Source organism: Actinomadura macrotermitis (genome assembly GCF_009604375.1).
In the GTDB taxonomy this organism is placed as follows: domain Bacteria; phylum Actinomycetota; class Actinomycetes; order Streptosporangiales; family Streptosporangiaceae; genus Spirillospora; species Spirillospora macrotermitis.
In genome coordinates, this window is record NZ_WEGH01000001.1 from 1890839 (window position 1) to 1906717 (window position 15879).

General features: G+C 73.3%; 17 protein-coding genes. 7 read left to right on the forward strand and 10 right to left on the reverse strand.

Annotated features, from left to right (window positions below):
* Nucleotide 1: 1 nt before the first annotated feature.
* The 5 genes from ACRB68_RS08665 to ACRB68_RS08685 all read right to left on the reverse strand — a co-directional run bounded on the left by ACRB68_RS08665 (nucleotide 2) and on the right by ACRB68_RS08685 (nucleotide 6686).
* Entirely contained in the window at nucleotides 2-3121 is a 3120-nt protein-coding gene (locus ACRB68_RS08665; RefSeq protein ID WP_235958795.1) for a helicase HerA domain-containing protein, read from the reverse strand.
* Nucleotides 3118-3756, reverse strand: a complete 639-nt coding sequence (locus ACRB68_RS08670) for a hypothetical protein (protein ID WP_153531569.1) — start codon at nucleotides 3754-3756, stop codon at nucleotides 3118-3120. The genes ACRB68_RS08665 and ACRB68_RS08670 overlap by 4 nt, the downstream gene beginning before the upstream one ends.
* A 2-nt stretch (nucleotides 3757-3758) precedes the next feature.
* The gene (locus ACRB68_RS08675) at nucleotides 3759-4841 is read right to left on the reverse strand and encodes a hypothetical protein (protein WP_328593939.1); all 1083 of its coding nucleotides are present in this window, start codon (nucleotides 4839-4841) and stop codon (nucleotides 3759-3761) included.
* Entirely contained in the window at nucleotides 4838-5338 is a 501-nt protein-coding gene (locus tag ACRB68_RS08680) for a DUF4365 domain-containing protein (protein WP_328593940.1), read from the reverse strand. Before ACRB68_RS08680 ends, ACRB68_RS08675 begins: the two co-directional genes overlap by 4 nt.
* 205 nt (nucleotides 5339-5543) lie before the next feature.
* Nucleotides 5544-6686: an acyl-CoA dehydrogenase family protein gene (locus tag ACRB68_RS08685; RefSeq protein ID WP_153531573.1), complete on the reverse strand. Its 1143-nt coding sequence runs from the start codon at nucleotides 6684-6686 to the stop codon at nucleotides 5544-5546.
* An 89-nt stretch (nucleotides 6687-6775) separates the two neighbouring features.
* On the opposite strand from ACRB68_RS08685, the gene ACRB68_RS08690 reads away from it, so the two are divergent.
* The gene (locus ACRB68_RS08690) at nucleotides 6776-7480 is read left to right on the forward strand and encodes a MerR family transcriptional regulator (RefSeq protein ID WP_153531574.1); all 705 of its coding nucleotides are present in this window, start codon (nucleotides 6776-6778) and stop codon (nucleotides 7478-7480) included.
* Here the strand turns inward: ACRB68_RS08690 and dapC are convergent.
* Nucleotides 7477-8562 (reverse strand): succinyldiaminopimelate transaminase, encoded by a 1086-nt coding sequence (gene dapC, locus ACRB68_RS08695; RefSeq protein ID WP_328593941.1) that lies wholly within the window; start codon nucleotides 8560-8562, stop codon nucleotides 7477-7479. The genes ACRB68_RS08690 and dapC overlap by 4 nt on opposite strands.
* Before the next feature lie 85 nt (nucleotides 8563-8647).
* On the reverse strand, nucleotides 8648-8971 hold the full coding sequence (gene fdxA, locus ACRB68_RS08700) for a ferredoxin (protein WP_328593942.1): 324 nt from the start codon (nucleotides 8969-8971) through the stop codon (nucleotides 8648-8650).
* Nucleotides 8972-9059: 88 nt separating this feature from the next.
* Between fdxA and ACRB68_RS42945 the strand changes: the two genes are divergently transcribed.
* Complete coding sequence (locus ACRB68_RS42945) at nucleotides 9060-9308, forward strand: putative acetyltransferase (protein ID WP_153531576.1); 249 nt, start codon at nucleotides 9060-9062, stop codon at nucleotides 9306-9308.
* A gap of 45 nt (nucleotides 9309-9353) precedes the next feature.
* On the opposite strand, the gene ACRB68_RS08710 is transcribed toward ACRB68_RS42945, so the two are convergent.
* The 3 genes from ACRB68_RS08710 to ACRB68_RS08720 form a co-directional block, all read right to left on the reverse strand.
* Nucleotides 9354-10130: a polysaccharide deacetylase family protein gene (locus tag ACRB68_RS08710; RefSeq protein ID WP_328593943.1), complete on the reverse strand. Its 777-nt coding sequence runs from the start codon at nucleotides 10128-10130 to the stop codon at nucleotides 9354-9356.
* A 169-nt stretch (nucleotides 10131-10299) separates the two neighbouring features.
* Nucleotides 10300-11172 (reverse strand): crotonase/enoyl-CoA hydratase family protein, encoded by an 873-nt coding sequence (locus ACRB68_RS08715; protein WP_153531578.1) that lies wholly within the window; start codon nucleotides 11170-11172, stop codon nucleotides 10300-10302.
* A gap of 11 nt (nucleotides 11173-11183) precedes the next feature.
* Nucleotides 11184-11540: a hypothetical protein gene (locus tag ACRB68_RS08720; RefSeq protein ID WP_153531580.1), complete on the reverse strand. Its 357-nt coding sequence runs from the start codon at nucleotides 11538-11540 to the stop codon at nucleotides 11184-11186.
* Nucleotides 11541-11689: 149 nt separating this feature from the next.
* Here ACRB68_RS08720 and ACRB68_RS08725 point away from each other — a divergent pair, with 149 nt between their 5' ends.
* From ACRB68_RS08725 to ACRB68_RS08745, 5 genes are all read left to right on the forward strand, one after another.
* Entirely contained in the window at nucleotides 11690-12469 is a 780-nt protein-coding gene (locus ACRB68_RS08725; protein WP_328593944.1) for a class I SAM-dependent methyltransferase, read from the forward strand.
* Between the two features lie 10 nt (nucleotides 12470-12479).
* The gene (locus tag ACRB68_RS08730) at nucleotides 12480-13199 is read left to right on the forward strand and encodes a hypothetical protein (RefSeq protein WP_153531581.1); all 720 of its coding nucleotides are present in this window, start codon (nucleotides 12480-12482) and stop codon (nucleotides 13197-13199) included.
* A gap of 122 nt (nucleotides 13200-13321) precedes the next feature.
* Nucleotides 13322-13873 (forward strand): hypothetical protein, encoded by a 552-nt coding sequence (locus ACRB68_RS08735; protein WP_153531582.1) that lies wholly within the window; start codon nucleotides 13322-13324, stop codon nucleotides 13871-13873.
* Nucleotides 13867-14553 carry a hypothetical protein gene (locus ACRB68_RS08740; protein WP_153531584.1) on the forward strand — a complete coding sequence of 229 codons (687 nt, stop codon included), beginning with the start codon at nucleotides 13867-13869 and terminating at the stop codon, nucleotides 14551-14553. The genes ACRB68_RS08735 and ACRB68_RS08740 overlap by 7 nt, the downstream gene beginning before the upstream one ends.
* 191 nt (nucleotides 14554-14744) lie before the next feature.
* The gene (locus ACRB68_RS08745) at nucleotides 14745-15818 is read left to right on the forward strand and encodes a trypsin-like serine peptidase (protein ID WP_153531586.1); all 1074 of its coding nucleotides are present in this window, start codon (nucleotides 14745-14747) and stop codon (nucleotides 15816-15818) included.
* The last annotated feature ends 61 nt before the right edge of the window (nucleotides 15819-15879 follow it).

Below are 15879 nucleotides of genomic sequence, written 5' to 3' on the forward strand. Positions count from 1 at the left end.
GTCAGGGCCGGGCGCGGCGCAGGATCTCCTCCTCGGTGAGCGGTGCGGAAGGATGATGGCTGAGGCACTGCGGGGCGCGCATGAGGACCGAGGAGAGGTCCGTCGAACTGGCGTAGAACTCCCCGGCGTTCAGGCGCCCGACCCGGTCGGCGCTGCCGCCGCGGGCCTTGGCCATCTCCTTGACGACCTCCTGCTGGGTGGCGTTGTTGATGCGGCCGATGAACACCGTGGTGGCGTTCCCCGAGACCTTGTTGTCGACGCCCTTGGGCGCCTGGGTGGCGAACACGAGGGAGAGGCCGTACTTGCGGGCCTGGGAGATGAGGGTCTGGGTGCTGGCCAGCGCCGCGGTCCGCTTCCCCGACGGCGCGAAGGCCTGGGCCTCGTCCATGACGAACAGGCCGCTCAGCGGCCTGTCCCGTACCGGGTTGCGTTTGATCCAGGTGAACAGGGCCGTCTGGAGCCTGCTGACGAACCCGGGGCGGGCGTCGTCGGTCAGGCCGGCGAGGCTGATGACCGACACCCGGGCCTGCTTGCCGGGCGAGGGGGTGAGCAGGAGGCCCGGGTCCACCGGCTCCCCCGCTCCCGCGAAGAGCGGGTCGTTGACCGTTTCGGCCCGCAGGCGCTGGCCGATGTCGGCGGCGAGCTCGTCGGCCTTGCTGAGGTGGCTCGCGGCGAACGGCAGGTCCGCCAGCATGTCCAGGAGCGCGGGGAACCCCGAGCGCTTGGAACCGGCGAAATACTCCAGCGCCTGGCGGAGCACCGCCCTTTCCTTCCGTGCCTTGGGGGTGGCGCGGTCGAGCTGCGCGCGCGGGGCGAGCGTCTCCACCGCGAGGTTCAGCGCGGACGCCAGTTCGTCGGGTTCGTCCAGGAGCGCGGCGAAGTCGGGCAGCGGCTGGAAGCTCAGCGGGCGGCCGCGGCTCCACCCCGGCGTCCAGACCACGACCTCGGTGCCGGCGAAGTAGCGGTCCGCGCGGTCGGCGTCGCCGGGCAGCCAGCCCGCGGGCGGCTCCGGCCAGGGGTCGCCGAGCCGGGCGAGGTCGTTGTTCGGGTCGAGCACGATGGAGGACACGCCGCGCAGCGCGCACTCCTCGACGAGCCTGCGCAGCAGGACCGTCTTGCCCGAGCCCGACCCGGCGAACACCGCGACGTGCCGGGCCAGCACGGGCAGGTCCAGCGACACCTGCGACCCGTCGTCCAGCCGGTGGCCGATCACCAGCTGCGGGCCCGGTGCCGGAGTGGCGGGCACGGGCACGGGCTCGGGCACGGGTGGTGCGGTGGCCTTCTCTTCGGGCGCGAGCAGCCGGCCGAGGAGGTCGGTCGTGCTCGCCGGCCTGCGCGAGCGCAGCCACGCCTCCAGGTCGGGGTCGGCCTCCTCCAGCATGGTCCGCAGCGCGGCGAACACGCGCAGGTCGCCGCCCTGGACGGGCAGGCTGACCCCGCCCCACTCCTGCAGCTCCGCGAGTCTGGTGCGGGTCACCCCTCCGTCCGCCCAGTCGTGGTTGCGCAGGACGACGAAGGTCCGGTCGGGGACGTCGGGGCCGAGGCCCGACGCCTCCATCCCGGCGGCCAGCCGTGGGAGGTAGGCCTTGTGATGGGTCGCGCCGATCATCCGGAACGTCCAGTGGCGTTCCGCCTCGGTCTGCGGGTCCAGCGTCTGCCGGAGCTTGGCGTGCAGGGGAGGGCGCCTGTCCGACGGCGGCGGATCGGTCCGGAACGCGCGGCCGGCCGGACCCTGCTCCAGGATCCAGGCGTTCAGCCCGGCCAGGAGCAGCGGCGGGACCACCTCGTCCTCGCGCGCGGCGTCATAGGCGGCGTCGATCCGCGCGCCCGCCCGCAGCCCCTGGAACCGCGCGTCCAGCCGGCCGAGGTCGGGGGGCGGCGGCGCCGTGACCACGGCCTCGGCCGGCGCCGTGACCGCGGCCGGGACCGGCACCGGGTCGAACCGCTCCAGGAGCCGCACCACGCCCTCGTCGCGGCACCGCCCGACGTGGTCGCCGACCCGCCGCAGCAGGGTGCGGGGCGTCATTCCGACGGACGTGCCGAAGGCGGCGGGCGCGATCGGCCACACCGGGTCGGGCGGGTCGAACCCCGCGCGGGCGAAGGCTGTGGCGAAGCGCCGCTCGATCATCGTGCGGGCGGCCCGGGGGTCGCCGAAGGTCGACAGGGTGAGCGAGGTCCGGAACCTGTCGCGCGCGGTGCCGACCGCGTCCTTCTCGATGAGCTGCCAGGACGAGGGCAGGCACGCCACCAGGCACAGGGTCCGCCGGGTGATGTGGCGCAGGTCCATCAGGCCGCCCGCGATCCCCTCGATCGCGTCGGGCGCCCGGTCGTCGGCCTCCGCGCCGGCGGCGCGGGACCGGCGCGAGCCCTCCAGCACCGCGTCGATCTGGTCCACCGCGATCGTGAGGGGGCCGGTCAGCGCCAGCAGGGCCGACAGCTCCGCCACGATCTCGCGGTGCCCTTTCACGCCGCGGCCGAGGCCCCAGGCGGCGCGGTCCCCCTCCTGCGTCTCCGGGACCGACGACAGGTGGTCGTGGCCGACCTCCAGGGCCTGCCCCCCGCCGACCGCGTACAGCGCCAGGGCGCGGAGCGTGTCGCGGCACTTCAGCAGCCGCCTGTCGCGGGCGAGGAGGCCGTCGACGAGCGCGTCCAGGTCCTCGCGCGTGCAGGGCCGGTCCCCGGCGAACCGGCCGGCGACCCCGGCCAGCCCGGCCAGGCGCCGCAGGGCCACCACCGCCTGGATGCCCTCCTGCGACGTGCTGCGCCCGAGGTCCTCCACCATGGAGGCCGCCACGAGGCGCCAGAAGTCGCCGCCCGAGCTGAGGTCCACCAGGAAGAAGTAGCCGTCCGCCTCGGCGATCCGCTCCTTGACCCAGCCGAGCAGATGGGTCTTGCCCGCCCCCGCCTCGCCCACGATCACGACGCCGAGCGGGCTGGTGCCCGAAGCCGCCACGGCCTCGGCGATCCCGTCGGCGATCAGCCGCTCGGCCTTCGGCTGCAGGCCCGGCACGTGGAAGGGCGGCCGGTCCCAGGCGTGCTCGGCGGCCGCCGCCCAGTCCAGGACCCGGGACACCTCGCGCAGCGCCCGCTCCTGCACCCCGTCCATCTGGGCCCCGCTCATCGCGCCTCGATCGACAGCAGGTGCTTGCTCACTCCGCCCACGCTCACCGCCGCCTCCCGGTCCTGCTCCCGCAGGGTCTTCTGGTCCGCCTCGGGCGCCAGGTGGACGTCGGGTTCCTGTTCCATCCGGCGCAGCGCCTCGTCGACGGCCTGCCGGGGAGCACCGCCGAGCAGGGGGCGCACCTTCGTGAGCAGCACCCATTCCTGGGGCCGGGTGGCAACGCGCCGGTAGGCGTCCCTGATCAGAGCGGGCAGGTCTGTCTCCGCGGTCTCCGCCGCCGGTTCCCTGGCCGTCAGGACCAGCTCGCCGAGGCTGAGGTCGGCCGCGTCGAGGTAGTCGCCGAGCAGGCCGAGAACGGCGTAGAGGGTCCTGCCGAGGGAGCCGCCGCGCGCCGGGGCGGTCCCCGACAGCTCCGCGACGCACCAGGCCCACCCCTCCTCGGTCAGCTCGTTGCGGAAGGCCCGGCCCTCCCGCTCGCTGTCCACCAGGCCGAGGGCGTTGAACCGGCGGCGGGGCGCCCCGTCGATGGCGTCGCCGATGTGGTCGCGCAGTTCGGGGTTGGTGGCCGCCCCGCCCAGCGTCATCAGGCCGAGCAGCAGCGCCCGCTCCCGCGTTCCGAAGCCGGGTTCGTCCATGGTCAGCTCTCCTCGTCGGTCGGACCGAACCGGTCGGCCACGAGTTCGTGGCCGCCGTTCACGTCGCGCAGCGTTCCCTCGGCCACGACGGCGCGGCCGTCGCGGTGCGCCGAGATCGCCATGTCGTAGGCCGCCTCGTCCGGGAGCCTCACCCAGACCGACCGGTGGGCCGCCGTCCCCTCGACGGTCATCAGGCCTCGCACCTTCACCCGGAAGCGGTTGCCGCCGAGGTCGTCGGAGAGCACGCGGACGAGCCCGGTCACCGAACCGCTGCGCAGCCGCAGCCGCCGCAGCCGGTGCCGGACCCGGCGCAGCACCTGCCCGGAGCCGGCGGCGAACTCCACGGCGCCCCCGGGCACGGCCGCCGGCGCGGCGCGCGCCCAGCGGACCCCGATCTCGAAGCCGGAGCCGGCGCCCGGGCCGCTCAGCCGCGCGAGCGCGCCGCACAGGTCCGCCGACACCCCCTCGGCGACCAGGCCGTCGAAGATCTCGTAGTCGTTGTCCCGCAGCGCGGTCCGCGTGGCCTCGCTCAGCAGCGGCAGCGTCCGCTGGAGCAGCTCCAGCGCGCGGCGCCCGAGCGGCGGGTCGCCCGGGCCGCCCAGGGGGACGCGGACCAGCACCGTCTCCGCCGACTCGATGATCGGCCCGACGCGGATGCCGTGGAGCATGGCGCGGACCTCGGCGGGGGCCGGGCCCTCCGCGACGGCGCGCGGCCCCGCGTGCGCGGCCCGTGCCGCCGCGGTCAGCACCTCCTGCGCGCCGGTCAGGGCGGTGACCGTCTCCACGAGGCCGATCCGCCCGTCGAGCGCGACGGCCGGCGCCCGGTACCACTGCAGGTCGGCCAGCGGCGTCCCGATGTCGGCCGCCACCAGCTCGGGCGGGCGCCCTTCGAGGCGGGCGAGCAGCCCGACGATCTCGCGCAGCCGCCGCGGCCCGTCGGCGAACCGGTCGTCGTCGGGCACGATCACCTCGTGCTCGCCCGCGTACACCCACACCGACGCCTGCCGCCAGCGCTCCGGCTGCCGCGTCCAGCCCGCGGCGTCGAGATAGCGGCCGACATCGGCGGCCGTCAGCTCCGTCCTCACGCCGCGGGTGCCCCGACCAGCTCGCGGAGCGCCCGCACGGTGAGGACGTTCCCGAGCGGCATCCGCAGCTCCGGGTGCCGTTTCGCGTCGGGCTCGGCGATCGGCTCGTCCCCGTCGAACCCGCGGTAGTAGCAGAGCTTGCTGAGCAGGAGCCCCTCGGTGTCGACCCGGACGTACCGCTCCCGGTCCGCCGGGACGACCACGACGAACAGGTAGCGCGGAACCAGGAAGGGCCCGTCGACGAGCTTGTTGTACTGCGTCTCGCTCAGGCCGCGGAAGACCAGCTCGCTGCCGCGGACCACCGGCCGCGACCACGACTTGACCTGGACCTCGATCGCGGGAGAGGCGACGAGGCCGCCGCGCCCGGGGTACTTGAACCCCAGGTCCACCCCGTCGTGGTCGAGGTCGTCCTTGAAGATCAGCAGTCCGGCGGCCGACGCGAGCGCGCGCACGTAGTCCTCGGCGAACTTCCCTTGATGGTTCCTGCGCTCCAGCACCGCGTCCCTCCCCCGAGCCCCACCGCTATGTCCCCGACTCCATCCAGTCAGGCATGGCGCTGCATTTTCTCGGAAGTAACGGGATCATCCCCACCAAGTCACCCGGCGTGACCAGACCTGGCCAACCCCGTACAAACGGAACGCCCGGCCGGGAGACCCCGGCCGGGCGCCTGCGCTCTGCCGTCCGCGTGCTCCGCGCGCGGTCCTAGATGCCGAGGTGGCGGCCGATGATCTCCTTCATGATCTCGGTGGTGCCGCCGAAGATGGTCTGGATGCGCACGTCCTGGTAGGCCTTGGCGATCGGGTACTCGTTCATGTAGCCGTAGCCGCCGTGCAGCTGGACGCAGCGGTCCACCACCGTCTTCAGCATCTCGGTGGTCCAGTACTTGACCATGGAGGCCTCCTCGGCGTCGAGCTCGCCGCGGCCCTCCTTGTCGATGCACTGGTCGAGGAAGGCCCGGGACACGGTGATCTCGGTCTTCATCTCGGCCAGGGTGAACCGGTTGTGCTGGAACTTGCCGATCGGGCGGCCGAAGGCCTCGCGCGTCTTGCAGTACTCCAGCGTCTGGTCGAACGCGGCCTGCGCGCCCGCGACGGCGGAGACGGCGATGCACAGGCGCTCGCGGGCCAGGTTCTGCATGAGGTAGATGAAGCCCATGCCCTCCTCGCCGAGGAGGTTCTCCTTGGGCACCCGCACGTCGGTGAAGAACAGCTCGGCGGTGTCCTGGGCGTGCATGCCGACCTTGTCCAGGTTGCGGCCGCGCTCGAAGCCGGGCATGCCGCGCTCGACCATGAACAGGCTGACGCCGTGCGCGCCGGCCGCGGCGTCGGTCTTGGCGGCCACGATCACCAGGTCGGACAGGATGCCGTTGGTGATGAAGGTCTTGGAGCCGTTGATGACGTAGTCGTCGCCGTCGCGGACCGCGGTGGTCTTCATGCCCTGCAGGTCCGAGCCGGCCGCGGGCTCGGTCATCGCGATGGCGGTGATCAGCTCGCCGGAGCAGTAGCCGGGCAGCCAGCGGGCCTTCTGCTCGTCGTTCAGCAGCTGCACCAGGTAGCCGCCGACGACGTCGTTGTGCACGGCGAAGCCGGGCCCGCTCGCCATGGCCTTGGCGAGCTCCTCGTTGAAGACGGCGTAGTAGCGGTAGTCGCCGTTGCCGCCGCCGCCGTACTCCTCGGGCATCTCGATGCCGAGCAGGCCCTGGCGGCCCGCGGCCAGCCACACGTCGCGGGAGACGATCTCGTCCTTCTCCCACTGCGCGTGGTAGGGCGCGATCTCCTTCTCGATGAAGGACCGCACCATGTCGCGGAAGGCCTCGTGCTCCTCGGTGAAGATCGCTCGTGCCATACGGCGTGGCTCCTTGTACGTAAGCGCTCGCTGATACAGGATCAATGTAACACTAGTGGTGTCACATAGCTTCGAGGCGGGGGTGTCCCATGGCCGAGTTCACGGTCGACGAGCTGGCCGCACGGGCCGGCGTCACCGTCCGCACCGTGCGCTTCTACGCGGGCCGCGGCCTCCTCCCGCCGCCTCGCCTGCGCGGCCGGACGGGCGTGTACGGCGACGACCACCTGGCCCGGCTGGAACTGGTGCGCGAACTGCAGTCGCTCGGCCTCACCCTCGGCGCGATCGACCAGCACCTGGCGCGCATCCCGCCAGACGCGCCGCCCGAGGACGTGGCGCTGCAGCGCGCGCTGCTGTCGCCGTGGGCGCCCGAGCGCGCGGAGGTGATGGACCGGCACGAGCTGGACCGCCGCGCCGGCCGGCATCTGGACGACGACGCGATCCGGCGCCTGGCGGCGCTCGGGATCGTGGAGGCCCCGGAAGGGGACACGGTGCGCGTCCTCAGCCCGGCGCTGCTCGGCGTCAGCGCCGAACTCGCCGACCTGCCGATCCCGCTGGAGACGCTGCTGGCCTCGCACGAGGCCGTCGAGCGGCACACCACCGCGCTCGCCGAGGAACTGCAGCGCGCGTTCCAGGAGACGGTGGTGCGCCCCTACCGCGAGCGCGGCCGCACCCCGCAGGAGCGCGACCGGCTGCTGGAGCTGGCGGGCAAGCTGAAGCCGCTGATGATCCAGTCGCTGGTGACCTCGTTCCAGCGCGCGGTCGACGAGGCCATCCGCCGCTCGGTGCCGCGCTAGAGGCGCGCGGCGCCTTCGTCGACGCGCTCGTCGGTCGCGGTGAACGCGATCCGCACGTGCTGCGCGCCGGCCGGCCCGTAGAAGTCGCCGGGGCCGACCAGGATGCCGAGGCCCGCCAGGTGCTCGACGGTGTCCCAGCACGGCTCGTCGCGGGTCGCCCACAGGTACAGCGACGCCTCGGAGTGGTCGATGCGGAACCCGTGGCGCTCGAACGCGGCGCGCAGCGTCGCGCGGCGGCGCTGGTAGCGCGCGCGCTGCTCGCGCACGTGCTCCTCGTCCTCGAACGCGGCGACCATGGCGGCCTGCACCGGCGCCGGGACGATCATCCCGGCGTGCTTGCGCACCTCCAGCAGCCGCTTGACCAGCGCCAGGTCGCCGGTGACGATCCCGGCCCGGTAGCCGGCGAGATTGGAGCGCTTGGACAGCGAGTTGACCGCGAGCAGCCCCTCGTGCGAGCCCTCGCACACCTCCGGGTGCAGGATCGAGACCGGCTCGTGGGCGGGGTCCCAGCCGAAGTCCAGGTAGCACTCGTCGCTGACGACGACCGCGCCGCGCTCGCGCGCCCAGGAGACGACCTTGCGCAGGTGCTCGGCCGGCAGCACCTTGCCGGTCGGGTTCGACGGCGAGTTCACCCACACCAGCTTCGGCGTGGCGGGCCCAAGCGAGAGCAGCCCGTCGGTGGCGACCGACGAGGCCCCCGCCAGCCGCGCGCCCACGTCGTAGGTGGGGTAGGCCAGCTGCGGGAAGACGACCTGGTCACCGGGGCCGAGGCCGAGCAGCGTCGGCAGCCACGCCACCAGCTCCTTGGTGCCGATGACCGGCAGCACCGCGTCGGGGTCGGCGCCGGCCACGCCGTGCCGGCGGCGCAGCCAGGACGCGACGGCCTCGCGCAGCCGGGGCGTCCCGTAGGTGGCGGGGTAGCCGGGCGCGTCGGCGGCGGCGGCGAGCGCCGCGCGGATCGGCTCGGGGGTGGGGTCCACCGGGGTGCCGACCGACAGGTCGACGACGCCGCCGGGATGGGCCGCGGCCCGCTCCCGGTACGGCTGGAGACGGTCCCACGGGAAATCCGGCAGCGTGAACACGCCAACACTCCTCAGGCTACGACCAGCAAGGCCGTGACCTCCCGGAACGGGAGACCACGGCCTCAAAGGGTACTGATTCCGAGCGTCAGTCCTGCGTCTGCGGGGGCAACGCCGCGACGATCGGGTGGTCCTTCTCGATCTTGCCGACCTTGGACGCGCCGCCAGGGGAGCCCAGGTCGTCGAAGAACTCCACGTTGACCTTGTAGAAGTCCTTCCACTGCTCGGGGACGTCGTCCTCGTAGTAGATGGCCTCCACCGGGCAGACCGGCTCGCACGCTCCACAGTCGACGCACTCGTCGGGGTGGATGTAGAGCTGGCGCTTCCCCTCGTAGATGCAGTCGACCGGGCACTCCTCGATACATGCCTTGTCGAGCAGGTCCACGCAGGGCTGCGCAATGACGTAGGTCACCTTAGTGACTCCTCTCCCGGCTCACCGCAAGCTCGCTGTGAATAGTATTGCCACCACGGTTACGTCGATTCGACACGGGGGTCCTCACATGCCGGGTCGTCTCGCCGCGAGGCTGGTGGTGTCCATCGGTGCGGCGGACGTAGGCCAGCGGGTCTCGCTGCGCCGCCGTCTGCCAACGGGAGAGTACAGCGACGTGGTGGGCGTACTCGAATCCTGGTCCGGCGGAAGGCTTCAGGTGCGCCGCCGCACCGGTGAGCTCGCCGAGGTCGACGAGGCGTCGCTGGTGGCGGGCAAGGTCGTCCCGCCCGCGCCGCCCCGCCGCCGTCCGCGCGCCTGACCTGCGGATACCGCCGTCATCGCGGCTGTCGTCGCGGTAGGTCCGTCATCTCCACGAGGCGGGGTAGGAGTGGCCCGGCAGCAACGGCTGCCCCTGGCCCAGGTACATCTCCGTCACGGTGACGAAGGTGAAGCCCTTCTGCTTCAGCCCGGCCAGCACCTGCGGCATCGCGTCGATGGTGGTCTTGTGGATCTCGTGGAAGAGCACGATGTCGCCCGCCTTGGGCTGGTTCACCCCGACCTTGATGTCGCGGGCGGTGTCCTGGTGCTGCCAGTCCAGGGTGTCCACGCTCCACATGATGTCGGGCATCCCGATCACCTTGTTGACGCGCGCGTTGACGGCGCCGAAGGGCGGCCGGAACAGCATCGGCGTGACGCCGGAGGCCTGCTTGATGACCTGCTGGGTGCGCTGGATCTCCGACTGCACCGCGCCGTCGGGCAGCGAGGTGAGCTGCTTGTGCGACCAGGTGTGGTTGCCGATCTCGTGGCCCTCCAGGGCCATCCGCTTCACCGCGTCGGGGTGCAGCTCGACGCTCTGGCCGAGCAGGAAGAAGGTGGCGCGCGCGCCCTGCTGCTTCAGCATGTCCAGCAGCCGGTTGCTGTAGTCGCCGGGCCCGTCGTCGAAGGTGAGCGCGACGCACTTGACCTGGCCGGCCGCCTCACCGCAGTTGATCTTCCGCGGCGGTGGCGGGGAGGGCGACGCGGGCGCCGACGGCCGCTGGACGGCCACCTGCCGCGCGTTCTTGGACGGCGCCGAGCCGCAGCCGGCCGCCGCGGTGACGGCCGCCGCGACGAGCACGGCCCCCCAGTACACAGTTCGCACCACTAACCCCCGAAAGTGTTGCCCGGGGCACTTCTTACCCGGCGCCCCGAATGACCACACGCCTCGCCTGATCACTTCCCGGCGCGGCGGCCGATCGAGTCAGCGAACCGCAAAACCCCCGGAAACACCTGGCCTCCGGGGGCCCTGTCGGCTGGTCGGCGGGGTGCCGCTACCGCAACGGCCAGTCCGGCACCTGCGGCGGCAGGTCCGTGCTGACGCGCATCGAGAACTTCGCCGCGCGCTTCTCCAGGAAGGAGGAGACGCCCTCGGCGGCGTCCGGGGCACCGCCGAGCGCGGCCATCAACCGGGAGTCGGCGGCGTGCGCGTCCCACGGGGACGGCGCCGACAATCCCGACCACATCAGCCGGCGGATCGCGGCGACCGAGACGGCCGAGGTGTTGTCGGCGATCTCCCGCGCCAGCGCGTAGGCGGCGGGCAGCAGCTCGTCGGGCGCGTACACGCGCGAGACCAGGCCGCCGTGCAGCGCCTCGGCGGCGTCGAAGACCCGGCCGGTCGCGGCCCACTCCATCGCCTGCGCGATGCCGACCAGCCGCGGCAGGAACCACGAGGACGCGGCCTCGGTGACGATGCCGCGCCGCGCGAACACGAACCCGAACTTGGCCTTCTCGCTGGCCAGCCGGACGTCCATCGGCAGCGTCATGGTGACGCCGACGCCGACCGCCGCGCCGTTGAACGCGCCGATCACCGGCTTCAGGCAGTTCGCGATGCGCAGCGCGACGGTGCCGCCGCCGTCGCGCGGGGTGCCGTCCTCCAGGACGTCGTCCTCCCCGGCGAACATGTCCTGCGACTTGTCCTTGTTGAAGGTGTCCCCGCCGCCGCCGAGGTCGGCGCCCGCGCAGAACGCCCGGCCGGCCCCGGTGACGACGACGACGCGCACCTGGTCGTCGGCGTCGACGCGGTCGAAGGCGTCGAGCATCTCCGCCCGCATCGTGTAGGTGTAGGCGTTCATGCGCTGCGGTCGGTTCAGCGTGATCGTGGCGATCCCGTCCTGAACCCCGTAGTCGATCTCGGTATACGACATAGAACGAGATTCTAGGACTGCGCCTCCGGGAAGAGCCGCTCGACCAGCTCCCGGCGCCACCGCTGGACGTCCCCGCCCTGCCCGGCCGGGGGCAGCACGGCCAGGCCGCCCTTGGCGGCGGCGAGCAGCACCGCCACCCCGTCCGCCACCTCGACCTCGGCGGGCCCGTTCAGGCCGGTTGCGGCCATCCGCTGCGCGACGGCGCCGAGCACCCGCGCCCAGCCCTGCCCGAGATAGGGCGGCAGTCCGGTGGCGCGCAGCTCCGGCAGCCCGCGCTCGGCGAGCCCGAGCGTGCGCAGTTCCAACCCGTCCGGCCGTTCGGCCCCCACGATCCTGACCTCGCCGCGCACGCCGCTCTCCTCGCTCATGTCAGCACTCATAGCCCATGTCCGCCCTCATCACGGCCCCGCCCCGGCGACGGTACGCGGTGACGCGGGTCACCCGCCGCAGGTCACGGATCGACCTACCCGCACCACCAGCCTCGCTGTACGGATAAATTACGACAGTGAATTGGGCCGTGACGACGTACGACACCGCGTTCGGGTACGTCTCCGCGCATGGCGCGCCCCTGGTCGACCTGCTCGACCCGCAGCCGGGCGAGAAGGTCATCGACCTCGGCTGCGGTGCCGGCGCCTTCACCGCGGAGATCGCCGAGCGCGGCGCCGAGGTGCTGGGCATCGACGGCTCGCCGGAGATGATCGCCCAGGCGACCGCGCTGCACCCGGGGCTGTCCTTCGCCATCGGGGACGCGCACTGCTTCACCACCAGCGAGTCCTTCGACGCGGTCGCCTCCAACGCGGCGCTGCACTGGATGACCCGCGACCCCGACGCGGTGATCGCCCGGGTGCACGAGGCGCTGCGGCCGGGCGGCCGGTTCGTCGGCGAGCTCGGCGGCGCGGGCAACTGCGCCGAGCTGATCGCGGCGATGCAGACCGCGTGGCGGGTGTTCGGGCTCGGCGAGCCCGAGCTGCCCTGGTACTTCCCGAGCCCGGCCGAGTACGCGACCCGGCTGGAGGACGGCGGGTTCACCGTGCGGCTGCTGGAGCACGCCGAGCGGCCGACCCGGATGGTGGAGGGGCCCGACGGCGCCGCGGACTGGGTGCGGGTGTACGCGCGCTCCGCGCTCGCCGACGTGCCGCCCGAGATGGTCGGCCCGCTGCTGGCGCGGGTGAACGAGCTGGCCGCGCCGGCGCTGCGCCGCGAGTCGGGGTGGGTCGCCGACTACGTGCGGCTGCGGTTCGCCGCCGTCCGCAAGCCCGACGGCTCCGCCCCGATGCCGGAGGGCCCCCAGCTCTAAGGTTGTGGACATGCTGCGACTGCACGACCACCGCACCGGCGAGCTCGTCCCTCTGCCGCCCGGCCCGGCGCTGCGGATCGAGGTGCTGGAGCGGGCCGGGTTCCGCGCGCTGGTCACCGCCGACCTGCTGCGGCGGGTGGCCGAGCGGCAGGGGCGGCGGGTGCGGTTGAACTCCAGCCCTTACTTCGCCGCGCAGGACCAGGAGTGGCACGAGCTCGGCATCGTCCCTTTCCACACCTATGAGTGGGAGGAGGTCCCCGACGGCCTGCCGGACGCCGACGTCTACGTCCAGAGCGGCCCGTCCTTCCGCATGCCCGAGGCGCCCGACGCGCTCTGCCTGCGGATCCCCTACGAGACGGGCGAGTGGTACTCGACGATGGCCAACACCAGCTGGAGCGCGATCTACGCGCGTCTGGGCTTCCTGGAGGGCCATTACCGCGAGCCCATGGCGCTGACTAGTGAGAAGTACGTCGCGGCCTTGAACCGGCTGGACCGCTGGCGCAAGCTGGTCGCCCGGTGGGCGGGCAGCCCGGGCCGCCCGATGAACCGCGAGTACGTCGCCGAGGCCGAGGCGGCGCTCGCGAACGACCTGGACTCGGCGACGGCGCTGGACGTCCTGGACCGCCTCGCGGACGATCCGCGCGTGGAGCCGGGCGCGAAGGTGGAGACGTTCATCCGCATCGATCTGCTGCTCGGCCTGAACGTCGTCGCCGACATCGGCCGCGCCTGACCCGAAACCCCCATCTGCCCCCGAAAACCCTCGTTGACCTGGCACATCGGGACGTTACCCGAACCGCCCGCGCGGGCCGGGGCGTCGCCGCTACCGTGCTGGAGCGACCTGAGGGGAGAACGATGGTCCGGGGCTGGATCGGTGCGCCGCTGGGGGCGGCGCTGCTGGCCGGCGGCTGCGCGCCGTCGCCGGCGGCGCCGGGCGCACCGCGTCCAGGCACCCTGCGTCCGGGCGGCACGCCGGCCGCGGCCGCCGCGGCCGTCCCGGACGCGGGCGCGGACGGCCCCGCCCTTCAGGTCCTCGGCCAGTACCGGCGGTTCCACCAGGTGTTCGAGTACACCCTGGAGACCGGCGACCCGGGCCGCGTGCCCGAGGTCGCCACGGGTACGGCGGCGGCGCGGCTGCTCGCGGCGGTGCGGGCCAACCGCCGCGCCGGGGTGGTCCAGCGCGGCCACGCGGTGCCGCACCCGCGGCTGCTGGCCCGGCGGGCGGCGACGGCGGACGTGCTGGACTGCGCGACCGCCTCGGGTCTGTGGACCTTCCGGATCCGCTCCGGCGCCCAGGTGGGGAGGGCGCCGGAGCCCGGCCGTTATCTGCTGTACGCGCGGCTCGTCCGGTCCGGCGGCGTGTGGCGGGTCGACTCGGTCACCTATCCGCGGGACCACCGGTGCTGAGCGCGGCCCTGCTCCTCGCGCCGGCCGCCGCGGCGGTGCCCGCGGACGCCGGCTGCACGGGCGGCTCGCCGTGGCTGTGCACCGTCGCGGTGGCGGGCCACCACGCGCCGGCCGCGGCCGGTGCGGCCCCGCGGGCCGAGGCCGAGCCGATGTGCGCGGAGGGCGGCGGCGCCGACCACTGCGCCATGCACTTCGTGACGCCGCGCGTCGCGACCGCCGACGTCGTCCAGATGGCGCGGGCCGGGTTCGCCCTGCCGGCGCCGCGCCCGCACACCAGCCCCGCGCGGCGCACCTGGGTGGGGCTGCCGACGTTCCTGTGGGTCGACGCCGGCGCCTGGCGCGAGCGGCGGGCGTCGGTGACGGTCGACGGCCAGACCGTCACCATGACCGGGCGCCCGGTGCGCGTCGACTGGGACCTCGGCGAGGCGTCGCTGTCCTGCGACGGCCCGGGGACGCCGTACCGGCGCGGCGCGGTGCCGTCCTGCGCGCACACCTTCGGGCGGGCGGCGGCGCGGCCGTATCCGGTCACCGCGACCGTCCGGTACGCGGTGGCCTGGACGTGCACGGGCGCGTGCGACGCGCCGGGCGGCACGGTGGGGATGCTGCCGGCGCGGGCGGGCCTGCGGGTCGCGGTGGGCGAGATCCAGACAGCCGCCGTGCAGACCGGTTCCGGTCGCTGACCCACCCCCCTGAATATTCGGGCATCGCCCCACAAACCTCTCAGGGCGACATATCCCACTAAATCCTCATCTTGACGCTCGTGCACCGGAGCTGTTTGCCTGCTTCCCGACCGGATCGACCCGATCTGCTTGGTCCGGGTCCCCCACCCACGAAAGGCTGCAGCAGGGTGCGCCTCTCCTCCCCTCGCCTCATGCTCGCGGGCGCCGCTGTCGGCGCCGTCGCGGTGGCGTCCGGCGTCGCCGTCGCCGCCACCTCCGGCCCGTCCACGCCCGCCCGGCCCGCCTCGGCCCGGCTCGCGGCCGACCCGGCGGGCGACGGGCTGGAGGTCGGCCGGCCCGGCGAGGCCCCCGCCGACGTCGAGAAGTTCTGGACGCCGGCCCGCATCAAGGCCGCCAAGCCGCTCACCCCGCAGGCCGCCAAGGCCGGCCGCGCGTCCGCGCCGCAACTGGCCGCGCTCGCCGCCGAGCCGGGCGCCAAGGGCGACCCGACGCTGCCCGAGGACTCCCCCGACGCCCTGTCGTCGCGGGTCTCCGCCGCGTCGGTGAAGACGGTGAAGACGGCCCGGCAGTGGACCCGGCACAAGAAGCCGCCGGCGCGCACGATCGGCAAGCTGTTCGGCGTGGACAGCCAGAACCGCCTCTACACCTGCAGCGCGACCGTCATCAGCTCGCGCAACAAGCGGACGGTGTGGACGGCCGGGCACTGCGTGCACTCCGGTCACGGCGGCACCGCGGGCTTCTCCAGGAAGCTGACGTTCCGCCCGGACTACATCAACGGCAAGTCCTACGGAACCTGGACCGCCGACTACATGGTGGTCGACAAGCGCTGGGCCAACGGCGCCGACCCGTCCTACGACGTCGCGGCGTTCACCGTCCGCAAGTACCGGGGCAAGGGCATCCAGTACTACACCGGCAGCCAGGGCTACAACTTCGGCTACAAGAAGCGGTCGTACCCGATGTACGCGTTCGGGTACCCGGCGCGCGCGCTGCCTTCCAAGAAGCCGATGAACTCCAACCGGCTCTGGTACTGCTCGGGCAAGACCTACGGCATCCGCTACACCGCGGGCGGGCCCGTCCACCTGGGCATGGACTGCACGATGGGCAACGGCGCGTCCGGCGGGCCGTGGCTCTACGGGCTGAAGTCCAACGGCCTCGGCCGGATCGTCGGCGTCAACAGCATGCACTCCGACCGCAAGGCCGAGATGTACTCGCCGTACCACGGCTCGGCCGCGGCGGCCGTCTACCGGAAAGCCGCCGCGTTGTAGAAGCAGTTGTAAAACCACGGGTGTCCGATGACCCAAATGTGATCTAGCTCTATCAGGATCT

Excerpts from the sequence above, each read along its gene's own strand:
- ACRB68_RS08665 (WP_235958795.1), bottom strand. The coding sequence starts at position 3,121 with ATGAGCGGGGCCCAGATGGACGGGGTGCAGGAGCGGGCGCTGCGCGAG.
- ACRB68_RS08670 (WP_153531569.1), bottom strand. The coding sequence starts at position 3,756 with ATGGACGAACCCGGCTTCGGAACGCGGGAGCGGGCGCTGCTGCTCGGC.
- ACRB68_RS08685 (WP_153531573.1), bottom strand. The coding sequence starts at position 6,686 with ATGGCACGAGCGATCTTCACCGAGGAGCACGAGGCCTTCCGCGACATG.
- ACRB68_RS08690 (WP_153531574.1), top strand. The coding sequence starts at position 6,776 with ATGGCCGAGTTCACGGTCGACGAGCTGGCCGCACGGGCCGGCGTCACC.
- ACRB68_RS42945 (WP_153531576.1), top strand. The coding sequence starts at position 9,060 with ATGCCGGGTCGTCTCGCCGCGAGGCTGGTGGTGTCCATCGGTGCGGCG.
- ACRB68_RS08715 (WP_153531578.1), bottom strand. The coding sequence starts at position 11,172 with ATGTCGTATACCGAGATCGACTACGGGGTTCAGGACGGGATCGCCACG.
- ACRB68_RS08720 (WP_153531580.1), bottom strand. The coding sequence starts at position 11,540 with ATGAGCGAGGAGAGCGGCGTGCGCGGCGAGGTCAGGATCGTGGGGGCC.
- ACRB68_RS08730 (WP_153531581.1), top strand. The coding sequence starts at position 12,480 with ATGCTGCGACTGCACGACCACCGCACCGGCGAGCTCGTCCCTCTGCCG.
- ACRB68_RS08735 (WP_153531582.1), top strand. The coding sequence starts at position 13,322 with ATGGTCCGGGGCTGGATCGGTGCGCCGCTGGGGGCGGCGCTGCTGGCC.
- ACRB68_RS08745 (WP_153531586.1), top strand. The coding sequence starts at position 14,745 with ATGCTCGCGGGCGCCGCTGTCGGCGCCGTCGCGGTGGCGTCCGGCGTC.